At 61.9% G+C, this 25,799-nt stretch carries 21 protein-coding genes; 12 read left to right on the top strand and 9 right to left on the bottom strand.

Annotated elements, in window-relative coordinates; genetic code table 11:
* Positions 1 to 94 precede the first annotated feature (94 nt).
* From AC3WJW_RS14490 to AC3WJW_RS14465, 6 genes are all read left to right on the top strand, one after another.
* Positions 95 to 1,222, top strand: a complete 1,128-nt coding sequence (locus tag AC3WJW_RS14490) for a hypothetical protein (RefSeq protein WP_493726477.1) — start codon at positions 95 to 97, stop codon at positions 1,220 to 1,222.
* Complete coding sequence (locus AC3WJW_RS14485) at positions 1,219 to 2,388, top strand: sulfotransferase family protein (RefSeq protein WP_493726476.1); 1,170 nt, start codon at positions 1,219 to 1,221, stop codon at positions 2,386 to 2,388. Before AC3WJW_RS14490 ends, AC3WJW_RS14485 begins: the two co-directional genes overlap by 4 nt.
* 36 nt (positions 2,389 to 2,424) lie before the next feature.
* Positions 2,425 to 3,213: an SDR family oxidoreductase gene (locus AC3WJW_RS14480; protein WP_493726475.1), complete on the top strand. Its 789-nt coding sequence runs from the start codon at positions 2,425 to 2,427 to the stop codon at positions 3,211 to 3,213.
* A gap of 12 nt (positions 3,214 to 3,225) precedes the next feature.
* Positions 3,226 to 4,200 (top strand): acetyltransferase, encoded by a 975-nt coding sequence (locus tag AC3WJW_RS14475; protein WP_493726474.1) that lies wholly within the window; start codon positions 3,226 to 3,228, stop codon positions 4,198 to 4,200.
* A gap of 140 nt (positions 4,201 to 4,340) precedes the next feature.
* Positions 4,341 to 5,210: a DUF2092 domain-containing protein gene (locus AC3WJW_RS14470; protein WP_493726473.1), complete on the top strand. Its 870-nt coding sequence runs from the start codon at positions 4,341 to 4,343 to the stop codon at positions 5,208 to 5,210.
* Between the two features lie 16 nt (positions 5,211 to 5,226).
* The gene (locus AC3WJW_RS14465) at positions 5,227 to 6,000 is read left to right on the top strand and encodes a hypothetical protein (RefSeq protein ID WP_493726472.1); all 774 of its coding nucleotides are present in this window, start codon (positions 5,227 to 5,229) and stop codon (positions 5,998 to 6,000) included.
* Between the two features lie 390 nt (positions 6,001 to 6,390).
* Here AC3WJW_RS14465 and AC3WJW_RS14460 read toward each other — a convergent pair whose 3' ends face one another.
* The 5 genes from AC3WJW_RS14460 to AC3WJW_RS14440 all read right to left on the bottom strand — a co-directional run bounded on the left by AC3WJW_RS14460 (position 6,391) and on the right by AC3WJW_RS14440 (position 12,098).
* Positions 6,391 to 7,977, bottom strand: coding sequence for a class I adenylate-forming enzyme family protein (locus AC3WJW_RS14460; RefSeq protein ID WP_493726471.1), 1,587 nt, complete (start codon positions 7,975 to 7,977; stop codon positions 6,391 to 6,393).
* A gap of 39 nt (positions 7,978 to 8,016) precedes the next feature.
* Positions 8,017 to 8,793, bottom strand: coding sequence for an SDR family NAD(P)-dependent oxidoreductase (locus AC3WJW_RS14455; protein ID WP_116583353.1), 777 nt, complete (start codon positions 8,791 to 8,793; stop codon positions 8,017 to 8,019).
* 72 nt (positions 8,794 to 8,865) lie between these two features.
* Positions 8,866 to 10,023, bottom strand: a complete 1,158-nt coding sequence (locus tag AC3WJW_RS14450; RefSeq protein WP_116583354.1) for an acyl-CoA dehydrogenase family protein — start codon at positions 10,021 to 10,023, stop codon at positions 8,866 to 8,868.
* Between the two features lie 11 nt (positions 10,024 to 10,034).
* Complete coding sequence (locus AC3WJW_RS14445; RefSeq protein WP_493726470.1) at positions 10,035 to 11,282, bottom strand: thiolase family protein; 1,248 nt, start codon at positions 11,280 to 11,282, stop codon at positions 10,035 to 10,037.
* A gap of 30 nt (positions 11,283 to 11,312) precedes the next feature.
* Positions 11,313 to 12,098, bottom strand: a complete 786-nt coding sequence (locus AC3WJW_RS14440) for an enoyl-CoA hydratase/isomerase family protein (RefSeq protein ID WP_116583356.1) — start codon at positions 12,096 to 12,098, stop codon at positions 11,313 to 11,315.
* A gap of 317 nt (positions 12,099 to 12,415) precedes the next feature.
* Here AC3WJW_RS14440 and AC3WJW_RS14435 point away from each other — a divergent pair, with 317 nt between their 5' ends.
* The 4 genes from AC3WJW_RS14435 (at position 12,416) to AC3WJW_RS14420 (ending at position 18,378) form a co-directional block, all read left to right on the top strand.
* Positions 12,416 to 14,467 (top strand): alkyl/aryl-sulfatase, encoded by a 2,052-nt coding sequence (locus AC3WJW_RS14435; RefSeq protein WP_493726469.1) that lies wholly within the window; start codon positions 12,416 to 12,418, stop codon positions 14,465 to 14,467.
* Between the two features lie 10 nt (positions 14,468 to 14,477).
* Entirely contained in the window at positions 14,478 to 15,941 is a 1,464-nt protein-coding gene (locus AC3WJW_RS14430) for a coniferyl aldehyde dehydrogenase (protein ID WP_493726468.1), read from the top strand.
* Between the two features lie 109 nt (positions 15,942 to 16,050).
* Positions 16,051 to 17,823 carry an arylsulfatase gene (locus tag AC3WJW_RS14425; protein WP_493726467.1) on the top strand — a complete coding sequence of 591 codons (1,773 nt, stop codon included), beginning with the start codon at positions 16,051 to 16,053 and terminating at the stop codon, positions 17,821 to 17,823.
* 3 nt (positions 17,824 to 17,826) lie between these two features.
* On the top strand, positions 17,827 to 18,378 hold the full coding sequence (locus AC3WJW_RS14420; protein WP_493726466.1) for a DUF2889 domain-containing protein: 552 nt from the start codon (positions 17,827 to 17,829) through the stop codon (positions 18,376 to 18,378).
* A gap of 173 nt (positions 18,379 to 18,551) precedes the next feature.
* Here the strand turns inward: AC3WJW_RS14420 and AC3WJW_RS14415 are convergent, their stop codons facing one another.
* The 3 genes from AC3WJW_RS14415 to AC3WJW_RS14405 form a co-directional block, all read right to left on the bottom strand.
* On the bottom strand, positions 18,552 to 19,679 hold the full coding sequence (locus AC3WJW_RS14415) for a CaiB/BaiF CoA transferase family protein (protein WP_493726465.1): 1,128 nt from the start codon (positions 19,677 to 19,679) through the stop codon (positions 18,552 to 18,554).
* Between the two features lie 132 nt (positions 19,680 to 19,811).
* The gene (locus tag AC3WJW_RS14410; RefSeq protein WP_493726464.1) at positions 19,812 to 20,171 is read right to left on the bottom strand and encodes a hypothetical protein; all 360 of its coding nucleotides are present in this window, start codon (positions 20,169 to 20,171) and stop codon (positions 19,812 to 19,814) included.
* On the bottom strand, positions 20,140 to 21,801 hold the full coding sequence (locus tag AC3WJW_RS14405) for a GMC family oxidoreductase (RefSeq protein WP_493726463.1): 1,662 nt from the start codon (positions 21,799 to 21,801) through the stop codon (positions 20,140 to 20,142). The genes AC3WJW_RS14410 and AC3WJW_RS14405 overlap by 32 nt, the downstream gene beginning before the upstream one ends.
* Before the next feature lie 211 nt (positions 21,802 to 22,012).
* On the opposite strand from AC3WJW_RS14405, the gene AC3WJW_RS14400 reads away from it, so the two are divergent.
* Entirely contained in the window at positions 22,013 to 23,062 is a 1,050-nt protein-coding gene (locus tag AC3WJW_RS14400) for an AraC family transcriptional regulator (RefSeq protein ID WP_493726462.1), read from the top strand.
* Positions 23,063 to 23,152: 90 nt separating this feature from the next.
* Here the strand turns inward: AC3WJW_RS14400 and AC3WJW_RS14395 are convergent, their stop codons facing one another.
* A complete protein-coding gene (locus AC3WJW_RS14395; RefSeq protein WP_493726461.1) occupies positions 23,153 to 23,596 on the bottom strand; it encodes an REP-associated tyrosine transposase in 444 nt (147 codons plus the stop codon).
* Between the two features lie 373 nt (positions 23,597 to 23,969).
* Here AC3WJW_RS14395 and AC3WJW_RS14390 point away from each other — a divergent pair, with 373 nt between their 5' ends.
* Positions 23,970 to 25,799 carry a DUF1302 domain-containing protein gene (locus AC3WJW_RS14390; protein WP_493726460.1) on the top strand — a complete coding sequence of 610 codons (1,830 nt, stop codon included), beginning with the start codon at positions 23,970 to 23,972 and terminating at the stop codon, positions 25,797 to 25,799.

Raw genomic sequence — 25,799 nt, 5'->3', positions numbered from 1 at the left:
CGGGCGCTTAGTCCGCTCGGACGAAGAGCCGGCAAGCGGGAACTCCCTAAGGTCACTGGCAGCGGCGGGATGTCCGCCGGCAGAGGAGAGCGGCATGGTTACAGACATGGTTACAGACAGGATCGATCAGGAGGTGCTCAGCGGTGAGAGCTGGAACCTCTTTTGCGAGCAATTGCGCCGCAGCGGCGAGCAGATACTGCGCCGCGAAGCGCCGGCCGATGTGCAGACCCGTGCCGAAGGCTTTCGTTATCTCACCCGGTTACTGCGCATTGCCCTGGAAATGCACCTGGAGTTCGCTGATCCGGACTTTCCGGGCTTCATCACCCCGTCCCATGAAACCGCCAAAATCGGCGCCGACAACCCGGATAACCTGTACAGCTATGCGCGCCTGAACGGCGAGCATGAGTACCGGGTCAGCGGTCACCGCGGCAGCGTTGCCTACCTCAGCTTCGGCTCCCAGAAAGGGGGGTATGAGACGGATGGCAAGATGACCCAGACCGGCTTCCTCGATGCCGGGTCACTGGCGCTGGATGCCGAGGGCCACTTCGAAATCATCCTCAGCCAGCGCCAGCCGGCTGGAGGCAACTGGCTGCGGCTGGAGCCGCAGAGCAATGCCCTGATCGTGCGCCAGACGTTTCTTGACCGTAGCAGTGAGCAACCGGCCCAACTGCGAATAGAGCGCCTGAATGCCGGGCAGGCACCCGAGCCGTTGACGGCGCCACGCTTGCAGCAAAGCCTGCAGCGGGTGGGCAGTTTCGTCGAGAACACCGCCCGATTGTTTGCCGATTGGGCCCAGGGTTACCAGGCCCATCCCAATCAACTGCCAGCCGCCGACCAGGCGCTGTGTCAGTCTGTGGGAGGCGACCCGAACATTTTCTATTACCACTCCTACTGGGCCCTGGCCGAGGACGAGGCCTTGCTGATCGAGGTCGATCAGGTGCCTGACTGCGACTTCTGGAATGTGCAGATCAACAACTACTGGATGGAGTCGCTGGACTACCGCTACCACCGTATCTGCCTGAACAAGCATTCAGCGCGCCTGGACGCCGATGGCCGCTTGCGCATGGTGCTCTGCGGCGTTGATCCGGGCCTTGAGAATTGGCTGGAAACCGCCAGCCATCCCCACGGCACCCTGTGCTTGCGCTGGGTGGGGGCGCAGCATCCCGTGCACCCGACCACTCGCGTGGTCAAGCTCGATGCGTTGAAGGAGATTGTGCGATGAGCGCCGATGATTTCGCCCTGGAAGCCTTGCTGGCCGAAGCCCGCGCCCGTTCCGGGGGACTCGACGACTTCGGTCCCGGCGATTTTCGCCAGGGCCTGCGGGTATTGGCCGACGCCCTGAAGAACGAAGCGTGCCTGTCGCCCGCCGGGCAGGGCTTATTGCGGGAAAAACTGCTGGGGCAACTGGTCAACCGCCTGGTCATGGAGGACCACTTGCGGCGTCACCCGGAGATCCTTGAGCAACCCATCGATGACCCCTTGGTGATCGTCGGCCTGCCGCGCACCGGCACTACACTGCTGCAGCGCACACTGGCGGTGGACCCGCAGTTCAGCAAGGCGTTGTGGTGGGAAACCCGTTACCCCGCACCCTTGCCCGGTGAAACACTGGAGCAGCCACTCAAGCGCATCGCCCGGGCACGGGATGAAGTCGCGGGAATGATCGAGTTCCTCCCGCAGTTGCTGGCCATCCACCCGCTGGACGCCGAGCAGCCCGATGAAGAGTTCATGTTGATGGAACACTCGTTCCTGTGCGCCATGGATTCCTACGTCAATGTGCCGAGCTATACCGCCTGGCTTGACGCTCAGGACCAGACGCAGGTCTATCGGTACCTCAAGCGAACCCTGCAGTTCCTGCAATGGCAGCAAGCACGTCGCGGCATCGAGCCTGGCCGTCGCTGGCTGCTCAAAAGCCCGCAGCATCTGCATACCCTGGAGCTGCTGTTCGAGGTATTTCCAAAAGCACAGGTCGTCCTCACCCATCGCGAACCCGCCAGGACCATTCCGTCGTTGGCCAGCTTCATCCATACCCTCTGGTTGCTCTACAGCGACAAGGCCGATGCCGAGGCCGTAGGAGAGCAGTGGAACCGCCGTATGGCACGTGCGTTGCGCCATGCGATGGCCGTCCGCGAGCGTATGCCCCCGGAGCGTTTCCTTGATGTGCACTTCGAAGACACGGTGGCTGAGCCGCAGGCTGTCGTCGAAAGGATCTATCAGTTTGCCGGCCTCCAGCTGACGCCGCAGACCCGGTCCGCCATGGCGCAATGGCTGCAGGCAAACGGGCGTGAAAAGCGCGCGGTTCATCACTACAGCCCCAGCCAGTTCGGCCTCAGCGAAGAGATTTTGCAACGAGACTATGCCGAGTATCGGACCCGGCATATTCAAGCCTGAAACCCATGCAGCTCATAACAACAAGAGGAATCTCCCATGCTGTTGAAAGACAAGGTCGTGATGGTCTCGGGTGTCGGCCCCGGGCTGGGTATCAAGTTGGCCATGGAGGCCGCACGCGAAGGTGCGCGCGCCGTTGCCATAGGGGCACGGGACAAGGCGCGGCTGCTCGAGGCGCAACAACGTATTTTGGCGCTCACCCACACCTGCGAGGTGTTGTGTGTGCCCACGGACATTACCGATGTCGAAGCCTGTCAGCGCTTCGCCGCAAACACGCTGGAGCAATTCGGGCGTATCGATGCGCTGATCAACAGCGCCTTCTCCCACGGTGGCTTCCAGTCCGTGGAGGAGGGCGACAACGGCCCATTGCGCGAGGCCCTGGAGGTCAATCTGCTGGGCTCGCTGAACATGAGCCGCGCCGTGCTGGCGCCCATGCGCACCCAGGGCGCCGGCGCCATTGTCATGATCAATACCCTGGGGGTCCGCAAGCCTTACCAGGGCGGTGCCGCCTATGCCGCCTCGAAAAGCGCACTGGCCGCGACAGTGCGCTACCTGGCGACCGAGCAGGCGGTGCATGGTCTGCGGGTCAACGGCCTGGCATGCGGCTGGATGTGGGGCGAGCCGGTCCAGGCCCTGGTCCGCCAGACCGCCGCCGCCCGGGGCGTCAGTGAAGAACAGGTGCGTGCCGAACTCAGTGCCGGGATCCCGGGTGGGCGCATGCGCACCGATGACGAGTGCGCACGCGCCGCGCTGTTCCTTGCATCGGATTACGCCAGTGCAATCAATGGCGCGCAACTGGATGCCAACGGCGGCGAAATGATGTGCTGAGGAACATGACAGATGATTGAACACTGCGCCTTTAATGGCGATGCGGATGGCCTCTGTGCACTGCAGCAATTGCGACTGGCCGGGGAACTGGAGCGCGAGGTGCGCTTGATCAGTGGGGTCAAGCGCGATATCGAACTGCTGCGCCGGGTCACGGCCGCTCATGGCGAGCGGGTCACTGTGCTGGACGTGGCCCACGAGCAGAATCGCGAGGATACCCGGCGGTTACTCGACGCCGGTGCCCGGGTGCGCTATTTCGATCACCACTATGCGGGTGACCTGCCTCGACATCCGGCATTCGAGTCATTTATCGATACGGCGGCCCACGTGTGTACCAGCATCCTGGTGGACAACTACCTCTCGGGACGGGAGCACCGCTGGGCGGTGGTCGCCGCCTTTGGTGATGGCCTGGCCGGTCCGGCGCGTGCACTGGCCGAACGACACGGGTTGAATACGGAGGAGGTGGTGGCGCTGGAAGAACTGGGTCAGTTGTTGAACTACAACGCCTACGGCGACAGCCTGGAGGACCTGCATTTCGATCCGTTGGCCCTGGCTGGCGAACTGTTGCCGTACCGCGATCCAATGGACTTCGTCCGCGAAAGCGCGAGTTTCATCACCCTGAAAGAGGGGCATGCCGCCGACATGGCGGCTGCCGCTGACCTGATGCCGTGGCGTGAGGGCAACGGCGCGCGGCTCTATCGCTTGCCGCCGCAGCCATGGGCGCGACGGGTCAGCGGTGTGCTGGCCAATCAATTGGCGGCACAGGCTCCGCACCTGGCCATCGGTCTGCTCAGTGCCAAGGCCAATGGTGAATGGGGGTTCAGCCTTCGTGTACCTGACGGCAGCGAACAGACGGCGGATGTGTTCTGCCGTCAGTTCCCGACGGGAGGTGGACGCAAGCGTGCAGCCGGCATCAACCGTTTGGTCGAGTCGGACCTGTCCGCGTTTGCAGAGCGCTTGCTTGCCGTTTATTCGTCCGGATGTTGCTGAGATTGCAGAGGCAGTCCGGCATGGATGCCGGATTTCACCAGCAGATTGACGCGCTGTAGCCTTTGCGCGGGTTTCTGAGTGGATTTGTTCAAACTATTTTCCCGAAGGCATGGCAATCACCCGGTAACTGAGCTTTTCTAATGACTCTGACGACGCGTGATCGACCTGCAGGTTTCCGTGGAGAACAAGCGATGCCTACCTTCCAAACGCCTGTCCGGTTGTTCTGTTTCGGTCTAGCCATAGGTCTGTTCGCGATACCGCTGTACGCCGCACAAACTCCCTCTACCAATCCGCCTGCGGAGCAACTGGAACCCAAGGCGCTGGAGGTTCTAAAGGCAATGAGTGCCAGGCTCGCGGGCACTCAGGGCATGAGTTTCAAAGCCGTCACGACCTACGAAAAGCCCAGCCGGCTGGGGCCTCCCCTGGCCTATGGCACGGTGGACCTGGTCAACGTGCAACGACCGGACCGCCTTCGTGTGTTGACGTCCGGCGACGGTCCGGCCACCGAGTTTTACTACGACGGCAAAAAAGCCTATGCCTTCGAACGCAAAGGCGACTTGCTGGCCCAGGCGGACGCGCCTCCTACCATTGATGCGACCCTGGAGGCCGCGTACCAGCGTGCCGCGATCTATTTTCCGTTTACCGACGTGATCGTCGCCGATCCCTACAAGGATTTGTCCAGGGACCTGCGTGTGGCGTTTTACGTCGGCCAAAGCACGGTGGTCGGTGATACCACCACCGATGTGATCGCCTACACCAGCGACAGCGTGTTCGTCCAGGCGTGGATCGGCGTGCAGGACAAGCTGCCACGCCGGTTGCGCGCCGTGTTTCTCGATGATCCGACACGATCCCGGCATCAAGTCGATTTCAGTGACTGGAAGCTCCAGTCGACGATGTCTGCCGATTTTTTCAGGCCTGATCACATCGAAACGGCCCACCGCATTCAGTTTGCCCCACCGCCCGATCTTCGTGCCCCGCAGGGGGTAAAAGAGCCCGTGGCGAAACCCTGAACAAGGAGACTGACCCATGAACAGATCTACCTTGAAATTCGCCGGCCTGCTTGTCGCGCTGCTCACCTGCGATCAGGCAGCGGCCTGGTCCCACGCTTCCGGCTTCGGGCGCACTTACGGAGGAGGGGGCTCATGGAGTCATTCGGGTGAATACGGCTCGGCCTCGGGCGGGAGCGGCAGTTGGAGTGGCGAAACCAATCGCGGCGGCTCGGCTTCCGGAGGCGATGGGAGCTGGAGCGGCACCGGCTATCGCGGCGGCTCGGCGTCCGGTGGCGAGGGCTCCTGGCACGGCACGGGCGCGGAAGGTGGAACGGCGTCGGGTGGCGAAGGTGCCTGGCATGCGCAAGGTGAAAATGGCGCCACCGCCGCCGGTTATCACGCGGATGGCTATGGCACAACGGCTTACCTCCCCCCCGTTTATGGCACAACCGCCTACCATGCCGTGCCTTACGGGACTGCTTACTACCATCCGCCAACCGCGGTGATTGCCAGCAGTGGCTGCTACAACTGTGGCTATAACGAGGGCGTCAATCCGGCCGCTGCCGCTGCGGCCGGCGTGGTCGTCGGCGAAGCAGCAGCGACGGTCGCCGACCAGAACGCCAGCTATAACGCCGGCATGGTGGCCTCCGCCCCACCGACAATGCCCATGGGCGCGACGTACGCCTCACTGCCCCCAGGCTGTGGCTTGATAAGCTTCTCCAATACCACGTATTACCAGTGCGGCAACGCCTGGTTGCGACCGTCCTTTGGCGCCAACGGCGTTTATTACACCGTCGTACCGATGCCTTGATCCCCGGAAGATCGCATGCATCTGTAGGAGCTGCCGCAGGCTGCGATCTTTTGATCTTAATCGATTCCGACACCGCCAAAAGATCGCAGCCTACGGCAGCTCCTACAGGCTGCGATCTTTTGATCTTAAGCAATTCCGAAACCGCAAAAGATCGCAGGCTGCGCCAGCGCCCACAAGGTGTCGGGTGTTTCTGTAGGAGCTGCCGCAGGCTGCGATCTTTTGATCTCAACCAATTCCGAAACCGCAAAAGATCGCAGGCCGCGCCAGCGCCCACAAGGTGTCGGGTATTTCTGTAGGAGCTGCCGGAGGCTGCGATCTTTTGATCTTGAGTAATTTCGAAACAGCAAAAGATCGCAGGCTTCGCCAGCTCCTACAGTGGCCGTGTGCACTTCAACTGATTTTGCGTGAAGCTCCCTGCCAGTACTTTTCGCGAACCTGTCGGCGCAATACCTTGCCCACCACGGAAGTGGGCAGTTCATCCACGAACACCAGGGATTTCGGCGCTTTGTAGCCACCCAATCGAGCGCGCGTCTGTGCGATCAACTCTTCTGGCGTGACCGTTTGCCCCTGACGCAGGATCACTTCGGCATGCACCGCTTCACCCCATTCCGGGTGCGGGATGCCGACCACGGCGGCCATCAGCACCGATGGATGCGCCGCCAGCGCGGCCTCGACTTCCACCGCGTAGACGTTGAAACCGCCGCTGATGATCATGTCCTTGAGCCGGTCGACGATGTACAGGTAGCCGCCAGCATCGATGTACCCGAGATCGCCGGACTTCCAGGCACCGTCGTCAAATTCCGCGGCCGTGGCTTCAGGGTTTTCGTAGTAACCCTTGATGATGGCTCTGCAGCGGATGCGGATTTCACCGGTTGCGCCAATCGGCAACGGCAGGCCATCCGCATCGGTGATGAACACCTCGACACCGGGAGTAGGCCGCCCAGCCGAGGACAGATGTCGCAGGGCGGCGGCATTGCCGGGTTGATGCGCAGCCTTGTCTAGCGCGGCAATCATCATCGGCGACTCGGTGGCGGCGTAGCCCTGGACAAAAATCTGCCCGAAGCACTCCACCAGTTCGCCAAGCTTGTCCGGGCTCATGGGCGCGGCGCCGTAGATCAGTGTGGTCAGCGAAGAGAAATCCTTCGGATTGGCGCGCTGCATTTCCAACAGGCGATACAGCACGGTCGGCACCAGGAACGAATGGGTGACGCGTTCGCTTTCGACGATCTGCCGCCAGTTTTCCATGTCCAGCTGATTCAGGGTGATGTTGGTGCCACCGCCATAAACCGTGGGGAAGAACAACATGATGGTGCCGTGGGACAACGGTGAAACGTGCAGCAACCGTGTGTTGCCGGACAAGCCCAGATCGGTGTTGATGAACGCCGCGTCGCGGCAGGCCATCCAGTTGTCGATTGAGTACATCGCACACTTGCCTTTGCCGGTGGTGCCACCGGTGAAACGCAACATGCAGATGTGCTGGTCGCTGTCGAGGCTCAGGTCGTAGTCGAGATCCGATGCCGCTTCCACCAACGGCCAGAAGCTGAACACACCGGGGAGGGCGGCTTGCTCAGGCGTCGGCGGGTCCATCACCACGATCTCGCAATCGCGGCTGCGCAGCGTGCTGTAGTAGCTGTCCAGCAGGCGGGTTTCGATAAACACCACCCGCGGCCGGACCAGGTCGATCTGCCGCGCATGCTCGTCGAGCGGGTCGCGCAGGTTGGTCATGACCACCGTGCCTTCCTGCTTGAAGGTGCTGGGAAACATCATCAGGCTGAGGTTGTCGTTTTCCAGGATCAGCATGAAGCGCTCGCCCGCGCGCACTTGCAGCCTGGAGCGCAGGACGTCGGCGATACGGTTGGTCAGCAGGTGATACTGCTCGTAGGTGAAACGCCGGTTGCGCTCGACGTTGACGATCGCCTCCCGGTCGCGATGACGCAGCGCGAGCAAGCGCATGATTCGGCTGAAATTCATTTTCATGGTGGATTGCTCCAGTGGCTCAGGAAGACCGCGACGCGTTTAGCGGGCGCGCATGCGCGACGCGGCATCGAGACGGATGGTCTCGCCGTTGACGTAGGCGTTCTCGATCAGGAAGGCGCAGCAATGCGCGAACTCACGCATGTCACCCAGGCGCTTGGGCGACTCCATCTGTTCTTTCAGCGAGTTGAGCACCTTCTCGTCGAGGCCGGCGACCATGCTGGTCAGGAACAGGCCCGGAGCGATGGCGTTGACCCGCACGCCAATGGCGCCCAGTTCACGAGCGGCGGGCATGTTCATGCCGATCACACCGGCCTTGGTCGCCGCATACGCGCACTGGCCGACCTGGCCTTCATAGGCGGCCCCCGACGACACATTGATCACCACACCGCGCTCTTCGCCGGCTTCGGCTTCGTTGTTGGCCATGTGCTCGGCGCACTTGGACATCACGTTGAACACGCCATTGAGGTTGATCGCCGTGGCCAGGGCGAATTTCGCCAGCGGCGCAGCCTTGCCTTCCTTGCCCAGCACCTTGAAACCGTTCGGTACGGCGGCACCGTTGATGCACACATGGATGGCGCCGAATTTGCCGATCACGGCATTCACCGCGTTCTGCACCGAGGTCTCATCGCTGACATCGGTCTGCACGAACATGGCGCGGTCGGCGCCAATCTCGGCCACAGCCTGTTCGCCGGCTTCGATGTTCAGGTCGAAGATCGCCACGCGGGCGGCTTTTTCACCGGCCATGTAATGCGCGGTGGCCAGGCCCAGGCCCGAAGCGCCGCCGGTGATCACGATGACTTTGTCTTGAATGCGCATGAAGGTGTCCTTGTTCGCTGCCCGGCTCGAAGGAGCCGGGTTGTTATTGTTGGAAATGGAACGGGCGGCTGATCAGAACGCATTGACCCCGGTCAGGGCGCGGCCAATGATCAGTTGCTGGATCTGCGAAGTGCCTTCGGGAATCGGCACGACGATGGCTTCACGGGCGAGTTTTTCCACCAGGAAGTCGGTGGTGACGCCGGCGCCGCCGTGGATCTGCACGGCCTGACGGGCGATGGTCACGGCGGCTTCGCAGGCGAAGTACTTGGCCATGGCCGCTTCCATTTCCGCCGGGATGCCGGCGCCGATCATCTCGGCGGCACGGTAGGTCAGCAGGCGGGCGGCATCGACGTGGGTGGCCATTTCCGCAAGCATCGCCGAGATCAACTGGTGGCCGGCGATCACTTTGCCGTGCTGCTTGCGCTCCTTGGCGTAACGCACGGCTTCTTCCAGCGCGCGACGACCAATGCCCAGGCCTTGAGCGGCGACGAACACCCGCGAGCGCTCGAAGAACGACAGGGTGTTTTTCAGCGCTTCGCCTTCCTTGCCGATGATGTTGCTGGCCGGAACCCGCACGTCGTTGAGGAAAATCTGCGCGGTGGACTGGCTGTTCCAGGCGATCTTGTGGATGTCTTGCACTTCGTACGGATGTTCTTTGCGATCCAGCAGGAAGTGGGTCAGGCCCTTGCGCGGGTCATCGCCGGTGCGGCAGGTGCAGATCAGGAAGTCGGAATAAGAGCCGTTGCTGATCCAGGTCTTTTCACCGTTGATGATGAAGTCGTCACCGTCGCGGCGGGCGCGGGTCTTGATCTCCAGCACATTGGAGCCGACGTCCGGTTCCGAAATGCCGACGCTGACGAACAGCTCACCGCTGATCAGCCCCGGCAAGTAACGCTCGCGCAGGTGGTCCGGGGCCAGTTTCTCGAGCATCTGCGCGCCGAAGGAGTTGATCACCACGGGCGTCGACAGGTCCACCGAACAGGCGGCGACTTCTTCGAAAAGCATGATCAGGGTTGGCCAGTCCAGGCCCAGGCCGCCGTGTTCTTCACTGACGGCGCCGCTGATCATGCCGAACTCGGTGAGCTGGCGCATGATCTCGGACATCTTTTCCCGAGGGATGAATTTGTCGCGGTATTCCTTGTTGAACACCGGGTCGATCTTGTCGGCCAGGAAGCGCCGGAAACTCTCGACGGCTTCGAGTTGTTCCGGGGTGCGCATGACGTGTCCCATGGGGGCTCTCCTTAAATGTTGTTATTGGCGAGAATGTTGACGGCGACCACGGCTTCTTCGATGCCGAACAGTCCGCCGCCGTTTTCCTGGATGGCGATGCGCGCACCTTCGACCTGGCGCTTGCCGGCTTCACCGCGCAGTTGCGTGACCAGTTCGTGGATCTGCCCCAGACCGGTGGCACCAATCGGGTGGCCCTTGGATTCGAGGCCGCCGGACGGGTTGATCGGCAGGCGGCCGCCGACGGTGAAATCACCGCGTTCAGCGGCCGGGCCACCCTGGCCGAACGGCACCAGCATCAGCGATTCGGCGTTGAGGATTTCGCCGATGGCCGAGGCGTCATGCACTTCCGCAACGCTGACGTCGCCAGGGCTGACGCCGGCCTGGTCGTAGGCTTTTTTCGCGGCCAGGTGGGCGATGATTTTTTCCGGTTCATCCAGGCCGCGGTTGCTGCCGGTCTGCACCACGCTGGCGAGTACGCGAACGGCGCGGTCGCCGGCATTCTTCAAGCGCTTAAGGCCGTCGGCGTTGCACAGCAGGACAGCCGCGGCGCCGTCGCTGATCGGCGAGCACATCAGCGTGGTCAGCGGATAGCAGATCGCAGGTGAAGCCAGCACTTCGTCGATGCTGAAGGCTTGCTGGAACTGCGAGAGCGGGTTGTGCACCGAGTGCTGGTGGTTCTTTGCGGCCACCGCGGCGATCTGCCGTTGGGTGGTGCCATAACGCAGCATGTGATTGCGCGCGATGGCGGCATACACGTCCATGAACACGCTGTAGGGGCGTTCGGACACGGTGCCCGGCGGCGGCACGATGCCTTCGCCCATGGCCAGCAGGGTGTGCTTGTTCTGCTCGACCGTGGACACGTCCCAGCCGCCGTCGAACACGGCGAACATCTTGGCCTTGTCCGGGATGTTCATTTTCTCGGCGCCGACCGCCAGGGCGATGTCGCATTGACCGGCGCGCAAGGCCAGCGTGGCCAGGTTGAATGCTGACGAGCCGGATGCACAGGCGTTTTCGACCGAGAACACCGGCACGCCTTCGATGCCGATGCGGCGCATGGCGATCGGGCCGGGAATGCCGGTCTGGCCCTGCAACAGGCCGTTGGTCATGGTGCTGTAGTACACCGAGCCGACGTCGGTGCTGCTGGCGCCGGCATCTTTCAACGCCAGGCCCACGGCTTCGTCGACCATGTCGTAGACGCTGCGCTCCAGCAAGCGGCCAAACGGCGTCATGCCGACGCCCACTACGTAGATATCGTTCATTGTCTGATCCTGAAAATTGCAGGGAACGGCCTAGCGGCCCTTGAAGTTCGGTGCGCGTTTTTCACCGAAGGCCTGCAGGCCTTCCTGGAAGTCGGCGGTGCGCAGGTGCTGGCGCAACATCACTTGCTCATGCAGCAAGGCGTCGTCACGGGACTTGTCAGCCGATGTGCGCGCGACTTCTTTCATGCGGCGCAGGGCAATCGGGCTCTTCCTGGCGATCTGGTTGGCCAGGCTGAGGGTGGCGTCGGCCAGTTGTTCATCGGCGTGGACTTCGCAGACCAGGCCATAGCCTTTCATTTCCGTGGCCGAGAGCGATTTGCCGGTCAGCAGCAGGTACATCGCCACGTTCAACGGAATCAGGCGTGGCAACACCGCCGCGCCGCCGGCACCGGGGTAGACGCCGAAGTTGGCGTGGGCATCGGCGAGGGTCGCGGTTTGCGCGGCGACCACGATGTCGGCGCACATGGCCAGTTCCAGGCCACCGGCCATGGTCACGCCGTTGAGCGCGGCGATCACCGGTTTGGGGAAGTTGCGCAACTGACCGAAGACCTGATTGGCGCGGTCGAGGAAGTCGGCTTCGCCGGCGGGCAGGCAGGCGCCGGCCAACACTTCTTTCAGATCGGCACCGGCGCAGAAGGCCGGACCGCTACCCGTGAGGATGACCACCCGAAGCTCGTCGTTGCGGGCGATGTCATTCAGGCAACGCTCGAGTTCGGCCAGTGTCGCCAGGTTCAGCGCGTTCATGGCCCTTGGCCGATTCAGCGTCAGGCGCGCCACCGGGCCGACGATTTCATACAGCAAGACATCTTCACTCATGACAACACCCTTTTATTGTTAGTCGCGCATTTGGCGTAGTGGATGGGCCGATAGTAGGAATGCGCGCGGTGCGGTCGCAGGTCATTGCAACGAAAGCGCTTGTCCCCCGGGAATGCCCCAAACACCGTAGATCCCTGTAGGAGCTGCCGAAGGCTGCGATCTTTTGATCTTGCTTTTAAAAGATCGCAGCCTTCGGCAGCTCCTACAGGGGCACGCCTGTGAAGACAGATGAATTGATCGAGAAGACCGGCAGGTCAGGCGCACTTGCTTGCACCATCGAAACGGTATTCGAACAACAATTACAGAGAGACCGTGCGATGAAGAAAATCCGCGTAGTGCTGACGGTGTCAGTGTTGGCCGCCAGCATTGTCGGGGCGCTGCAATGGTCGCGGGGGCAAACCGGCGTTCACTTGCCAGCGGTCGAAAACAGCGCAGGGCAGGGAGGCCAGAAAGCCGCGACGGCGGCGACCATCGCCGTCAATGCAACCACGGCGCACACCATGCCCGCCGTCGATCCGCAGGTGGAGGCCGACATCCAGCGTGGCTTCATTGCCAGCCTGCCGGACGCCGAAACCACCGCGGCCGATGGGCACGTGGTGTACAGCCTCAAAGGCTACGAATTTCTCGACAGCCCGAATGCGCCGGCGACGGTCAATCCGAGCCTGTGGCAGCAAGCCCGCAAAAGCATGGCCAACGGGCTGTTCAAGGTCACCGACGGTTTCTATCAGGTGCGCGGTCTTGACCTGACCAACATGACCATCATTGAAGGCAAGACCGGCCTGATCATCATCGACTGCAACCTGGCCACCGAAGTGGCGCACGCGTCACTGGAGCTGTATTACCAGCACCGGCCGCGCAAACCGGTGGTGGCGGTGTTCTACAACCACAGCCATGTCGATCACTTCGCGGGTATTCGCGGCATCGTCGACGAAGAAGACGTGAAGTCGGGTAAGGTGCAGATCATTGCCCCGGCAGGCTTCATGGAAACCTCGGTGGCCGAGAACGTGATGGCCGGCAACGCCATGAGCCGCCGCGCCGAATACCAGTTCGGCACCACGTTGCCGCGCAGCGCCCAGGGCCAGATCGACCTTGGCGGCGCCAAGGCGTTGTCCAACGGCACCATCACGATGATCCCGCCGACCCTGGAACTCAGCCAGCCGGTGCAAACGCTGACCATCGACGGCGTCGAGATCGTCAACATGCTCGCCCCCGGCACCGAAGCGCCCGCCGAATTCATCCACTATTTCCCGCAGTTCAAGGTGATCGATACCGGTGAACTGGCACTGCCGACCCAGCATCAGTTGTTGACGTTACGCGGCGCGACCATCCGTGATGGCCTGGCGTGGTCGAAATACCTCAATCAATCCCTGCACCAGTTCGCGCCCGGCGCCGACATCCTGGTGGGGCAGCATGGCTGGCCGGTGTTTGGTCACGAGCGTGTGGTCAACTATTTGTCCAAGCAACGGGACATGTACAAGTGGCTGCACGACCAGTCCCTGCGCTTGATCAACAAGGGTTACAAACCGGTGGAGATTGCCGAGTACCTGCGCGATCACGTCCCGGCGAGCCTGGCCAGCGAAACCTTCACCCATGGTTTCTACGGGTCAGTGCAGCGCAACGCCAAGGCGGTGTATCAGCAATACATGGGCTGGTATGACGCCAACCCGGCCAATCTGGACGCGTTGTCCGACGGTGATTACGGCAAGAAATTCGTCGAGTATGGCGGCGGCGCCGACGCCGTGCTGGCCCGTGCGCGCAGCGATTTTGCCAACGGTCAGTACCGCTGGGTGGCGCAGGTCATGAGTCATTTGACCTATGCCGAACCCGCCAACAGTGCAGCCCGAGAGCTGGCAGCCGATGCCCTCGAGCAATTGGGTTACCAGGCCGAGTCGGCGGTCGAGCGCAACAGCTATCTGGCGGCGGCCATGGAGCACCGCAGCGGCGGCAAGAAACTCGCTTCGCCGCTGCGCACAGCCAGCCCCGACATGCTTCGGGCGCTGACCATCGAGAACATTTTCGATTACCTGGGCGTTCGCCTGAAGGCCCCGGATGTCGAGGGCAAACACATCGTCCTCAACTGGAACTTCACCGACATCGGCACCTCGGGCAAGCGTTACATGCTCAATCTGGAGAACTCGGCGTTGACCTATATCGCCGATTACAACGCCGAGCAGGCCGATGCCACCTTGACCCTGACGCGCGAAACCCTCAACGCCATCCTGGCGGAGAAAGTGTCGCCGATCGAAGCGGTATTCAAAGGCGACCTGAAGATCGATGGCAGCAAACTGGCGGTCTATGACGTGCTCGGTTCGCTGGACAAATTCTCACCGGACTTTGAGCTGGTCGGGCCCAATGCGCCAGCACGATAGGAGCTGCACCATGCACCCTGCGATGGACGACATCGACACTTCTGCCGCCACGCCCGCCAACGCTGCGATCGACGGGGTCCGCGCGGTCCTGGCCCGACAACAGGCGGCCTCCCGGGTCGAGGGCCCGCCGTCGGCCGAGCTGCGGATCGAGCGCATCAACCGGGTCATCACGCTGTTGGTCAATCATCAACAGCGGCTGTGCGAGGCGCTGGCCCGGGATTTCACCTGGCGCAGCCATGATCAATCGCTGATGGCCGATGTGCTGTTGCCGATCCGCGGCCTCAAATATGCCCGTGACCATGTTCGCCGCTGGATGCGACCGGAGCGTCGCAAAGCGGAGCTGGGAGGTGGCTGGCTGGGCGCGAAGGCGGAAATTCACTATCAGCCACTGGGGACCATCGGCATCATTTCGCCGTGGAATTTCCCGATTGCCATCGCGCTGGGGCCGCTGGCCGAGGCCCTGGCGGCGGGGAACCGCGCGATCATCCTGTTCTCCGACCAGTCACCGGTAACGGCGGGTTTGTTAATCGAGCTGCTGGCCGAGCAGTTCGATGACAGCGAAGTGGCAGGCTTTATCGGCGGCGCTGAACTGGGCGCGGCATTTTCCGCCATGCCGCTGGATCATCTGGTGTTCACCGGCAGCCCAAGGGTTGGGCGTTTGGTGATGCGCGCTGCGGCGCAACACCTGACGCCGCTGACCCTTGAACTGGGCGGAAAGTCGCCAACCGTTATTGGCCGCGGCGCCGACCTGGAAAACGCCGCCAGACGGATCTGGGGCGGGAAGGGGGTCAGCAGTGGACAGGCCTGTATCGCACCCGACTATGTGTTTGTGCACGAGGATGACTGTGAGCGCCTGTTGAGCTGCATGCAGGTCGAACTGCGGCGCATGTTCCCGACGCTGCTGGACAATCCCGACTACACGGCCATGGCGACGCCGGGGCAATACCGGCGGATGCAGGCCTGCCTGCAAGACGCCCGTGAACATTGCGTGCGGATGATCGAGGTCAACCCGGCCGATGAGGACTTGAGCGCATCGCGCAAGATCGCGCCGACCCTGCTGGTTGATCCGCCGGACACGACACTGGCGATGCAAGAAGAAGTCTTCGGTCCACTACTGCCGATTCGCGGCTATCGCCACATCGACGAGGTGCTCGACTACATCAACGGGCATCCGCGACCCCTGGCGCTGTATTACTTCGGCAACGACCGCGCTGAAGCCCGGCATGTGCTGGAACGCACCCATTCGGGCGGCGCTTGCATCAATGAAGTCATGCAGCACCTGTTCCAGACCGATTTGCCGTTTGGTGGCTGTGGTCACTCGGGGTTTGGCCGGTATCGCGGCGGGTATGGCTTCAAGGCATTCAGCCTGGAGCGTGCGGTGTTCACGCCGCCGCGTTGGGATGTCATGGGGGTGCTGCGGCCGCCTTATGGCAAGGTGTTTCGCCGGGTCATCGGCGCTCTGTTGAAACCCTGAAAATCAAAAGATCGCAGCCTGCGGCAGCTCCTACCTTGAAATGCGATCCCCTGTAGGAGCTGCCGAAGGCTGCGATCTTTTGATCTTCAAAACACAAAGGACCCCGTAAATGTTCCCGATGAAACCGCTCGCCCTGGCCATGTGTTGCATAGCGTTCGCCGGCCAATGTCATGCCACCCCCAAACGCCCGAACATCGTGGTACTGGTGGCCGACGATTGGGGCTACAGCGATGTCGGCGCCTTCGGCAGCGAAATCGCCACGCCGAACATCGACACCCTGGCCCGTGAAGGCGTGCGCTTTTCCGACTTCCATGTCACGGCTTCCTGTTCGCCGACGCGCTCGATGCTGCTGACCGGCGTCGACAACCACCGCAACGGCGTCGGCAACATGCCGGAGACCATGCCCGACGAACACCTGGGCAAACCCGGCTACAGCGGCGTGCTCAACGACAACGCCATCACCGTCGCCAGCCTGCTCAAGGACAGCGGTTACAACACCTACATCACCGGCAAATGGCATCTGGGCAAGACCCCGGACACCTTGCCCGACAAACGCGGTTTCGAGCGCTCGTTCATCCAGGCCGACAGCGGCTCGGACAACTGGGAAGAGCGGCCCTACGCGCCGTTGTACGACAAGGCGGCCTGGTTCGAAAACGGCCGGCCGGCGCACCTGCCGAAGGACTATTACTCCTCGACCTTTATCGTCGACAAGGCCATGGACTACATCGCCGCCGATCGACAGGGCGGCAAACCGTTTTTCGCCTATCTGGGGTTTCAGGCCAATCACGTTCCCGTCCAGGCCCCCAAGGACATGATCGACAAGTACCGGGGCCGTTATGACCAGGGCTGGACCGCCTTGCGCCAGGCCCGGCGTGACCGTGCGGTGGAACTGGGCCTGATTCCCGCCGGTGCGGGCCTGCAGACCATGGCCAGCACCGCCGACTGGAATGCCCTGGACGCCCATGAAAAACGCTACGAAGCGCGGCGCATGGAGGTCTATGCCGCCATGGCGGAAACCATGGACCAGGAAATCGGCCGTTTCATCGCGCACCTGAAAGCCAGCGGCGAGTACGACAACACGGTGTTCGTGTTCCTCTCCGATAACGGCAGTGAGCCGACCGATCCGTACGCGATTCCGGCGATCCGCTTGTGGCTGGAAATGAACTACACCCGTGAGCTCGATCGCCTGGGCAGCAAGGGTGCGTTCACCAGCATCGGCCCGAGTTGGGCCAGCGCGGCGGCCTCGCCGTTCAGCGGTTACAAGTTCTTTGCCGGCGAGGGCGGTTTGCGCACGCCGATGATCGTCGCCGGCGTGCCCGGTATCCAGGCCAACCTCATCGCCAAATCCTTCACCCACGTCACCGACATCGTCCCGACCTTGCTGGAAGTGGCCGGTGTGCCGGCGCATCACGGCGAATACCAGGGGCGAGCCGTAGAACCCCTGATCGGCAGCAGTCTGGTGCCGGTGCTGCAAGGTACGGCCGAGCGCGTGCATCCGCAGGATCAGGCCATCGGCTATGAACTGTCCGGCAGCGCAGCCCTGTTCAAGGGGGACTACAAACTGGTCAAGAGCCTGAAGCCGGTGGGCAACGAACAATGGCACCTCTACAACATCGTCACCGATCCCGGTGAGACGATCGACCTGCAGGCGCAGGTGCCGGAGCGCTTCCAGCGCATGCAGGCCGACTATGCCGAGTACGCCCGCGCCAACGGCGTACTGCCGATGCCGGTCGGTTATGACTACATGCACCAGGGGCAGATGTATGCGCTCAAGCATGTGGTCATTCCCAAGCTCAAGGCCGTGGCGCCGCCGCTTGTGGCGGTGATCTTGTTGCTGGTGGGCGTGCTGGTCTGGCGTCGGCGCCGCAAGCAGGGTGTCTGAGTGATGATCGACGAAGTGGACGAGTGGGGGCGCCGGTTGATCCACCGGCGCAAGGTCGAGTGCCAGGGCTTTCTGCGGGCCGACGGGCTGTGGGACATCGAAGGTCGATTGAACGACAGCAAGACCCATCCCGTGACCCTCGCTGAAGGGCGGACGGTGGCGGCAGGGCAGACGTATCACGGCATGTTCATGCGCCTGACCCTGGACGATGACTTTGTTGTGCGAGAGGTGCACGTGGCCATGCCCGATGTGCCCACCAGCCAATGCCGTGGCGCAATGCCGGGCTATGAAAAACTGCTCGGCGAGCGCATTGGCCCGGGGTTTTCGCGGCGGATCAAAGCGCTGTTTGGCGGGATCGGCGGTTGCGTGCACTTGACCGAGTTGCTGCTGCCGATCGCCACGACGGCGTTTCAGACCATTCCCATGGCCCGGGCGATGGTTGCGCCGCGTACGGCGGCAGACGCAGAGGCTTACCGCAACGCTACCGGCCGATTGATCAACACATGTCACGCCTTGCGCGAGGACAGCCCCGTTGCCATATTCCTGAAGAACTAACCAATTCCCCCTGTAGGAGCTGCCGAAGGCTGCGATCTTTTGATCTTGTTTTTAAAGCAAAATCAAAAGATCGCAGCCTGCGGCAGCTCCTACAGGGTCCGTGGTCATCAGGTAAAGAGTCCGAGGTGATCAGGCACAGGGGCCGTGGTGATCAGGTACAGGGACCGTGGTGATCAGGTGGTGATCAGGTGTTCAACCTGTGCATCGCTCAAGCCTGCTTTTCGCAAGATCAACGCGGTGTGTTCGCCACGCTTGGGAACCGAACCGGCCGAGGAGGGTGTCGTCGAAAAGCGCGGCGCCGGTGCAGCCTGCAACACGCCGTCCCGACGCGAGTACACACCGCGCTCGGCCATGTGCGGATGGCTCAGCGCTTCGGCTGGTGTCAGCACCGGGGCGAAGCAGGCGTCGCTGCCCTCGAGCAATTCGACCCAGTGCTGGCGTGGCTGGCTGGCAAACACGGCGGCCAGGCGTTCACGCAAGGCGCCCCACAATCGTGGATCGTAGGGGTTCTTGAAGTCCGCGTCATCGCCCAGGCCAAGCTTGTTGAACAGCAGCGCGTTGAACTGCGGTTCGAGGGCCTGCACGCTGACGAACAGGCCATCGGCGCAGGCGTAAGTGCGTGCCCAGTGCGCACCATCGAGCAGCCCGCAACCGCGCTCCAGTGGCTGTTGACCGGCGGAGTGTGCCGACAGCAGCAGGTTCATCAGGTTGGCGCTGCCATCGACAATCGCCGCGTCCACCACCTGACCGACGCCATTGGTACCGGCATTGATGATGCCGGCGAGGATGCCCATCGCCAGGTACAGCGCGCCGCCGCCCAGATCGCCCACCAGGGTAGGGGGCGCCATCGGTGGTTGACCGGCTTCACCGCTGAACCACAGGGCGCCGGACAAGGCGATGTAGTTGAGGTCGTGCCCGGCGGCCTGGGCCAATGGGCCATGCTGGCCCCAGCCCGTCATGCGTCCGTAGACCAGACGTGGATTGCGCGTCAGACACTGGTCAGGGCCCAGGCCCAAGCGTTCCATCACGCCCGGACGCATGCCTTCGATCAGGGCGTCGGCACCTTCGATCAAACGCAACACCGCTTCGACGGCCGCCGGATCCTTCAGGTCCAGGGCGATCGACTGTTTGCCGCGATTGACGATGGCGTGCTTGCCCAGGTCCAGCATGTCAGCGCCTTTGGTACCGGCGCGTTCCACCAGAATCACTTCGGCGCCCATGTCGGCCAGCAACATGCCGCAAAACGGTCCCGGGCCGATGCCGGCGATTTCGACGATACGAACGCCGTCCAATACTCCCATGCGAGTACTCCTCTGGGTTTACATAGATTTTTTTGGGGGGGGGGGAAGATCAAAAGATCGCAGCCTTCGGCAGCTCCTACAGGTGTACTCCGATCCCCTGTAGGAGCTGCCGCAGGCTGCGATCTTTTGACGTTAACGACGGAGCAACAACGCGGCCATCACGGCGTGAAACGCAACGGCGGGCCACAACAACAACCCACTGCTGACAAACACCCCGACATACGCCAGGTACAACGCAACAACCCCGTTGTAGAACAGCATCGAGCGAACCGCGGCAATGCTGACCGGCCGAGGCCAACAGGCAATACCGAGCGCAATCAGGGCCAGGCCGAAGAACCGCGCAAACAGATGGGTGTCCTCGGTGCCGACAATCCCTAACAACAGCTGGCTGGCCAGACCGGGAGTGAGCACAAAGGCCAGCCCCGTGGCGATTTCCACCACGGCGCAAACCGTCAGTAACTTATGCGGGGTGATTGAGCGTGCCGGATGCATGATCGTCCTCCAATGACACAGCGGCGCGGGCTGCGCGATCCTCGCGGATGAAGTCGGCGGCTTTTTCGCCGATCATCACGGTGGCGGCTGTGGTGCTACAACCAATGATAGTCGGCATGATCGAAGCATCGACCACCCGCAGGCCCTGCAGACCGTGGACTTTCAATCGAGCGTCGACCACCGCCATGTCATCGCTGCCCATTTTGCAAGTGCCCACCGGGTGATAGAGGGTGTCGGAGCGGTCGCGCAGGACTTGCTCGATTTCAGCGTCGGTGGTCATCGGCGCGCCGAGCACGTCTTGAGGGTTGAAGGCCTTGAAGGCTGCTGTCCCCATGACTTTTTCAATCACCCGATAGCCCTGGATCAGGGTTTTGATGTCGTCCGGATGGGTCAGGAAGGCCGGGTCGATCAGCGGCGGCACCATCGGGTCGGTACTCGCCAGTTTCAGTTGCCCGATGCTTTTTGGGTGCAACAGGCAGGCATGCACGCTGAGGCCGTGACCGCGATACAGCGTGCGGCCGTGGTCGGCAAACATGGCAACGGTCAGGGCCAGTTCGATATCGGCCTGACGCAATGCCGCAGAGGTTTTGACGAACGCACAGGCCTCGGCAAAGTTGGTCGTCAGGGGACCAGAGCGTTTGCGCCAGTAGCGGAATACGGCTTTGGTCACGTCCCAGATGCCCGCCAGTGACAGGCCGATCAAGTGACGCGATTTGACGCGGTAGGAGTGCACGTAATCGATGTGATCCACTAGGTTCTGGCCCACGCCCGGCAGCTCGTGAACCACGGGGATGTCGAGTTTCAGCAAGTCGCTGGTCGGGCCAACCCCGGACAGCAGCAACAGCTGCGGGGAGTTGAACGCGCCGGAACTCAGGATCAGCTCATGGCGCGTGCGCAAGGAGCGCTTTACGCCGTTTTGCACGAACTCAATGCCGACGGCGCGTTTGCCGTCGAAAATGATTCCCGTGGCGTGGGCGTGGGTTTCGATGCGCAGGTTCGTCCGGTGACGGTTAGGCGTCAGGTAGGCTTTGGCCGCACTGCAACGCTGCCCGTCCTTTTGCATCACTTGAACGCGGCCGAAACCTTCCATGTTCGCGCCGTTCTGGTCCGGGCACGCTGGATAGCCAGCCTCCACACCGGCCTCGACGAAGGTTTCGCCGAACGGGTTGGGCGAGGCGTGGAAGCGCACGTTGAGCGGGCCGTTCTGCCCGTGCAGCGCGTCCTTGAAGTGTTCGTTATGCTCGGCGCGCTTGAAGAACGGCAGCACCTCCTGGTAGCTCCATCCGGGGTTGCCCAACGCCGCCCAGCGATCGAAGTCTTCGGGGTGGCCGCGGTGATACGCCATGGCGTTGATCGAAGAGCTGCCGCCCAGGGTCTTGCCCCGTGGCTGATACCCGATACGGCCGTTCAAGCCCGGTTGCGGCACGGTCTGATACTGCCAGTTGTTGATCGAGCTCGGCACCATCGCCGCGACACCGGCCGGCATGTGCACCAGCGGGTTGGTGTCAGGGCCGCCGGCCTCGAGCAGGCACACCGAAATACTCGGGTCCTCTGACAGCCGACTGGCGACTACACAGCCCGCAGCACCCGCGCCGACCACGATGTAATCGAATTCTGTGTTCAGGTTCATGCGTATTCTTCTCTTTATTCGAGGCATAACTTGAGCGCATTGTGGGCACCTGGCCGGGTCGTCACTGGTCAATTGAATGAATTCGCAGGTCAGCGGGGCAGGTGACTATCGCGCCAAGCATCGGAACATCGAGGCCAGGTCCCTGATGGATCATTGACCGATGCATGATCGGGGGCGAGTATCGGCGTTCGCATACCCATAAGGCAGGCACATGTCAGGTTCGAAAACGCAGGCGCCAGGCGACGAAATCTCGTTGTTCGAAGAGGCGCTACAGCCCACCACCATCAGCAGTTATACCGTGGCTATCGCGCAGGCACTGGAGGCCAGTGGCGTGGACAGCAAGCGGATTTTTGCCGCCATGGGCATCCCACTGGGCGTTGCTACCGATCCGATGACCCGCTTGCCTGCGGCAACGATGACGCGTCTGTATCAAGCCTGCGTGGACGTGACCCACAACCCTTATTTCGGGTTGACCGTGGCCAAGCATATTCATCTGACGCACTTGCATGCCTTGGGGTACTCGTTGGCGGCCAGTGGCACGCTGATGGACTTCTGCCGACGGCTGGAGCGCTACTTCCGCCTGGTGTCCCAGGTCGCCAAGGCCAGTCTCAGTCAGGACGACTCGCACGTCCTGATGCGATTCGATCACCTGCTGGAACTCAGCGGCGAGACAGAAGATGCGTTTTTCGGCTTTCTGATTCGAACCATGCGCCTGCTCTACAAGCAGGAGTTCAAACCGGTACGCGTGGAGTTGTGCCGGCCGATGCCCCACGAGGGGGCCGCGCCGTATGAAACCTTGTTCAGGTCACCGGTGTTGTTCGGTCAGGCCTCAGGCCTGCTGGTGTTCGACAAAGCTGACGTGATGCAGGTGCTCAGCGGTTCCTGCCCGGAACTGGCGCAGGTCAACGACAACATCATCATCAGTTATCTGGCGCGCCTGGATAAAAGTGACGTGATTACGGGCGTGACCCAGAAGATCATCGAGTTCCTCCCGGACGGCGACTGCACGCGGGACAAAGTCGCCAGCGCCTTGTGCATGAGCCCGACCAAGCTGCAGTTGAAACTGTCCCAACGTGGCACCCATTTCCAGCAACTGCTCGATGACACGCGCAAGGAGCTGGCCTGCAGTTACCTGAGCCAGGCTTCGCGGCCGGTCACGGAGATCACCTTTTTGCTGGGCTTCAGCGACACCAGCAACTTCACCCGCGCGTTCAAACGCTGGACCGGATTGTCACCGACGGATTTTCGGCAGCAGGGGTGAAGATCAAGATCAAAAGATCGCAGCCTTCGGCAGCTCCTACATATTCCCTGTAGGAGCTGCCGAAGGCTGCGATCTTTTGACTTTGCTTTTCTAAACCCAAATGGCATCCCACAACGGGTAATCGCCTACACGCTTCACCAACCCCGCACGTATCGGATTCATGACGATGTAACGCGCAGCATCCTTCAAATCCTCATCCCGCCGCAGAGCCCGATCGTAATACCCTCGCTGCCATAACCGGCCTCGTTCAATCGAGCGACTGCTACGGGATTTGATACGGCACATCAGCTCGGCCAACGTGCCTCGTTGCAGCTCCACCAGCCAATGCAGGTGATCGGGCATGATCACCCAAGCCATCGAAGTGACCATTGCTGCTTCTTCTGCACTTCGCAATTGTTCGACCAGAAGCCGTCCCACCCGCCAATCGGCAAAGACCGGTTGTCGCTGACAGGTGACGGCCGTCAGCAAATAAATACGACCCGACTCAGAAACCCTACCCTTGCGCAGATGACATCCGTTTGCAGCGACAGGCATTCCATTGCCCTCCATTACGGTGTTGTCGGGTAAACGTTAGCCGCTGTCGCACCCATCGAATCGATCAGGTTCTTTCGACGTGTTACGAGGCCCCTGTAGGAGCTGCCGAAGGCTGCGATCTTTTGATCTTAAAAAATCAAGATCAAAAGATCGCAGCCTTCGGCAGCTCCTACAAAAGCCAAAAGGGGCGCTTTGTCGCCCCCCACGTTGTGTTGACCGATGATTTGGCCCAATTGACCGGCGACCCACCCACCCCTCGCGATACAACAGACTCGACCGATTCGGCTAGCAATCCCTGAAGCAGGGCGCACCGCCGTTTCGGCATTTTCTTGAATGACTTTTCTTGAACCCACAGAGAAGGCGAGCACGCTAGATGAATAACAACAATAAGATCGGCCACCCAAATCTGCGGCGCGGGCTGCTGGCATCGGCGGTTCTCGCCGGGTTGGGAATGACGCCTGTGCAGGCGTTCGAGTTTGATACGGGGAATGAGGACGTTTCGGTTCGTTTCGACAACACCGTCAAGTTCAACTACGCCCAGAGGGTTGAAGCCGCGAACAGCAAGCTGGCCAACGCCTGGAACAACAACGACGGTAACCGCAACTTTTCTTCCGGCAGCCCGGTCGCCCAGCGCCTCGATGTGCTGTCGGAGCTGGACGTGGTGTACAAGAAACAGATGGGCTTTCGGGTCAGTGCCAACAGCTGGTATGACCATGCCTACGACAATGTCGGCAGTGACAACGCGGCCACCAATCAACTCGACAACGGCCGGCCGGACTCGCGCCACCTGAGCGGTTACGCCGACCGTTATTACAACGGACCGTCCTCGGAAATCCTCGACGCCTTCGTGTTCGGCAGCACCGAGATCGGCGACGAATCGCTGTTGAGCGGCAAGGCGGGCAAGCACACCCTGTATTGGGGTGAGAGCGTGCTGGCCTTCGCCCACGGCAACAGCTACGGCCAGTCGGGTCTGGACTTGTCCAAGGCGCTTGCCGTGCCGGGCACCGAAGCCAAAGAGCTGTTCATTCCGCGCAACCAGTTGTCCACCAGTTTCACGGTCAACCCGGAGCTGACCCTGGCAGCCCAATACTTCCTGGACTGGGACGCTGCACGGCTGCCGGAATCCGGCACCTATCTGGGTTTCAACGACGGTATCCAGAACGGCGGCCACAACCTGTCGCTGATCGCCGCAAAGAACCCTCTGTTCGGGACACCTGGCCCCTTGGGCGCCAACCAGTTCCTGCGCCTGACCAATGGCCACACGTACACCCCTGACCACAGCGGTGACTTCGGCCTGATGGCCAAGTGGAGTCCGGCGTGGCTCGACGGCACGATGGGTGTCTACTACCGCAAGACGTCGGACATCCTGCCCAACCTGGTGCTGCAACCGGTGGCGGTCGGCCCGGCTCAGCTGATTTCGGGCAACGTCGGCAGCTACAACCAGTTCTACGTCGACGACATCGATGTCTACGGCTTCAGCCTGTCGAAAAGCGTCGCGGGTGTGAGCGTCGGCTTCGACCTCAACTATCGCCACAACATGCCGCTGTCGAGCGTTCCGGCCACCGTCAACCCGACCTTGGGCGCGGCGCAGGCGCCGGGTTTCATCAGCAGCTTCGACGGCGAAAACGGCGTGGCACGCGGCAACACCGTGCACGCGGTGCTCAACGGCCTGACCACGTTCGGCGATACCCCGCTGTGGGATTCCTCTTCGTTGCTGGTCGAACTCGGCTATAGCCGCTGGCTCGACGTGACCGAGAACAAGCAACTGTTCAAAGGCGAGGACTGGTATCACGGCGTCGACAAGGTCTCCAGGGACAACTACATCCTCGGGATGAACTTCAACCCTACCTGGTATCAGGTATTCCCCGGCATCGATATGTCCATGCCGGTCAGCTACAACGTCGGCCTCGCGGGCCAGTCCTCCGTGCAACTGGGCGGCAACAAAGGCACCGGCAGCTACTCGGTCGGCGTCGGCATGGACGTGCGCAGCCAGTACCGCTTTGACCTCAAGTACGTCGATAACTTCGGCGATTTCGATACCTGTGGCTCTGCCGGCAGCGCCGGGGCACAGGGCGATGGTGCCGCGCCCGGCGCCAACGGCCAATACAACTGCGTTCCCGGCCAGACCACTGCGTTTGCCGGTACCGTGGCCCAGCTCAAGGATCGCGGCATGGTCACTTTCACTTTCAAAACCACCCTCTGA

This window comes from Pseudomonas sp. GW821-FHT07G06 (genome assembly GCF_058986625.1).
This window is presented reverse-complemented; position numbering and strand designations above follow the sequence as displayed.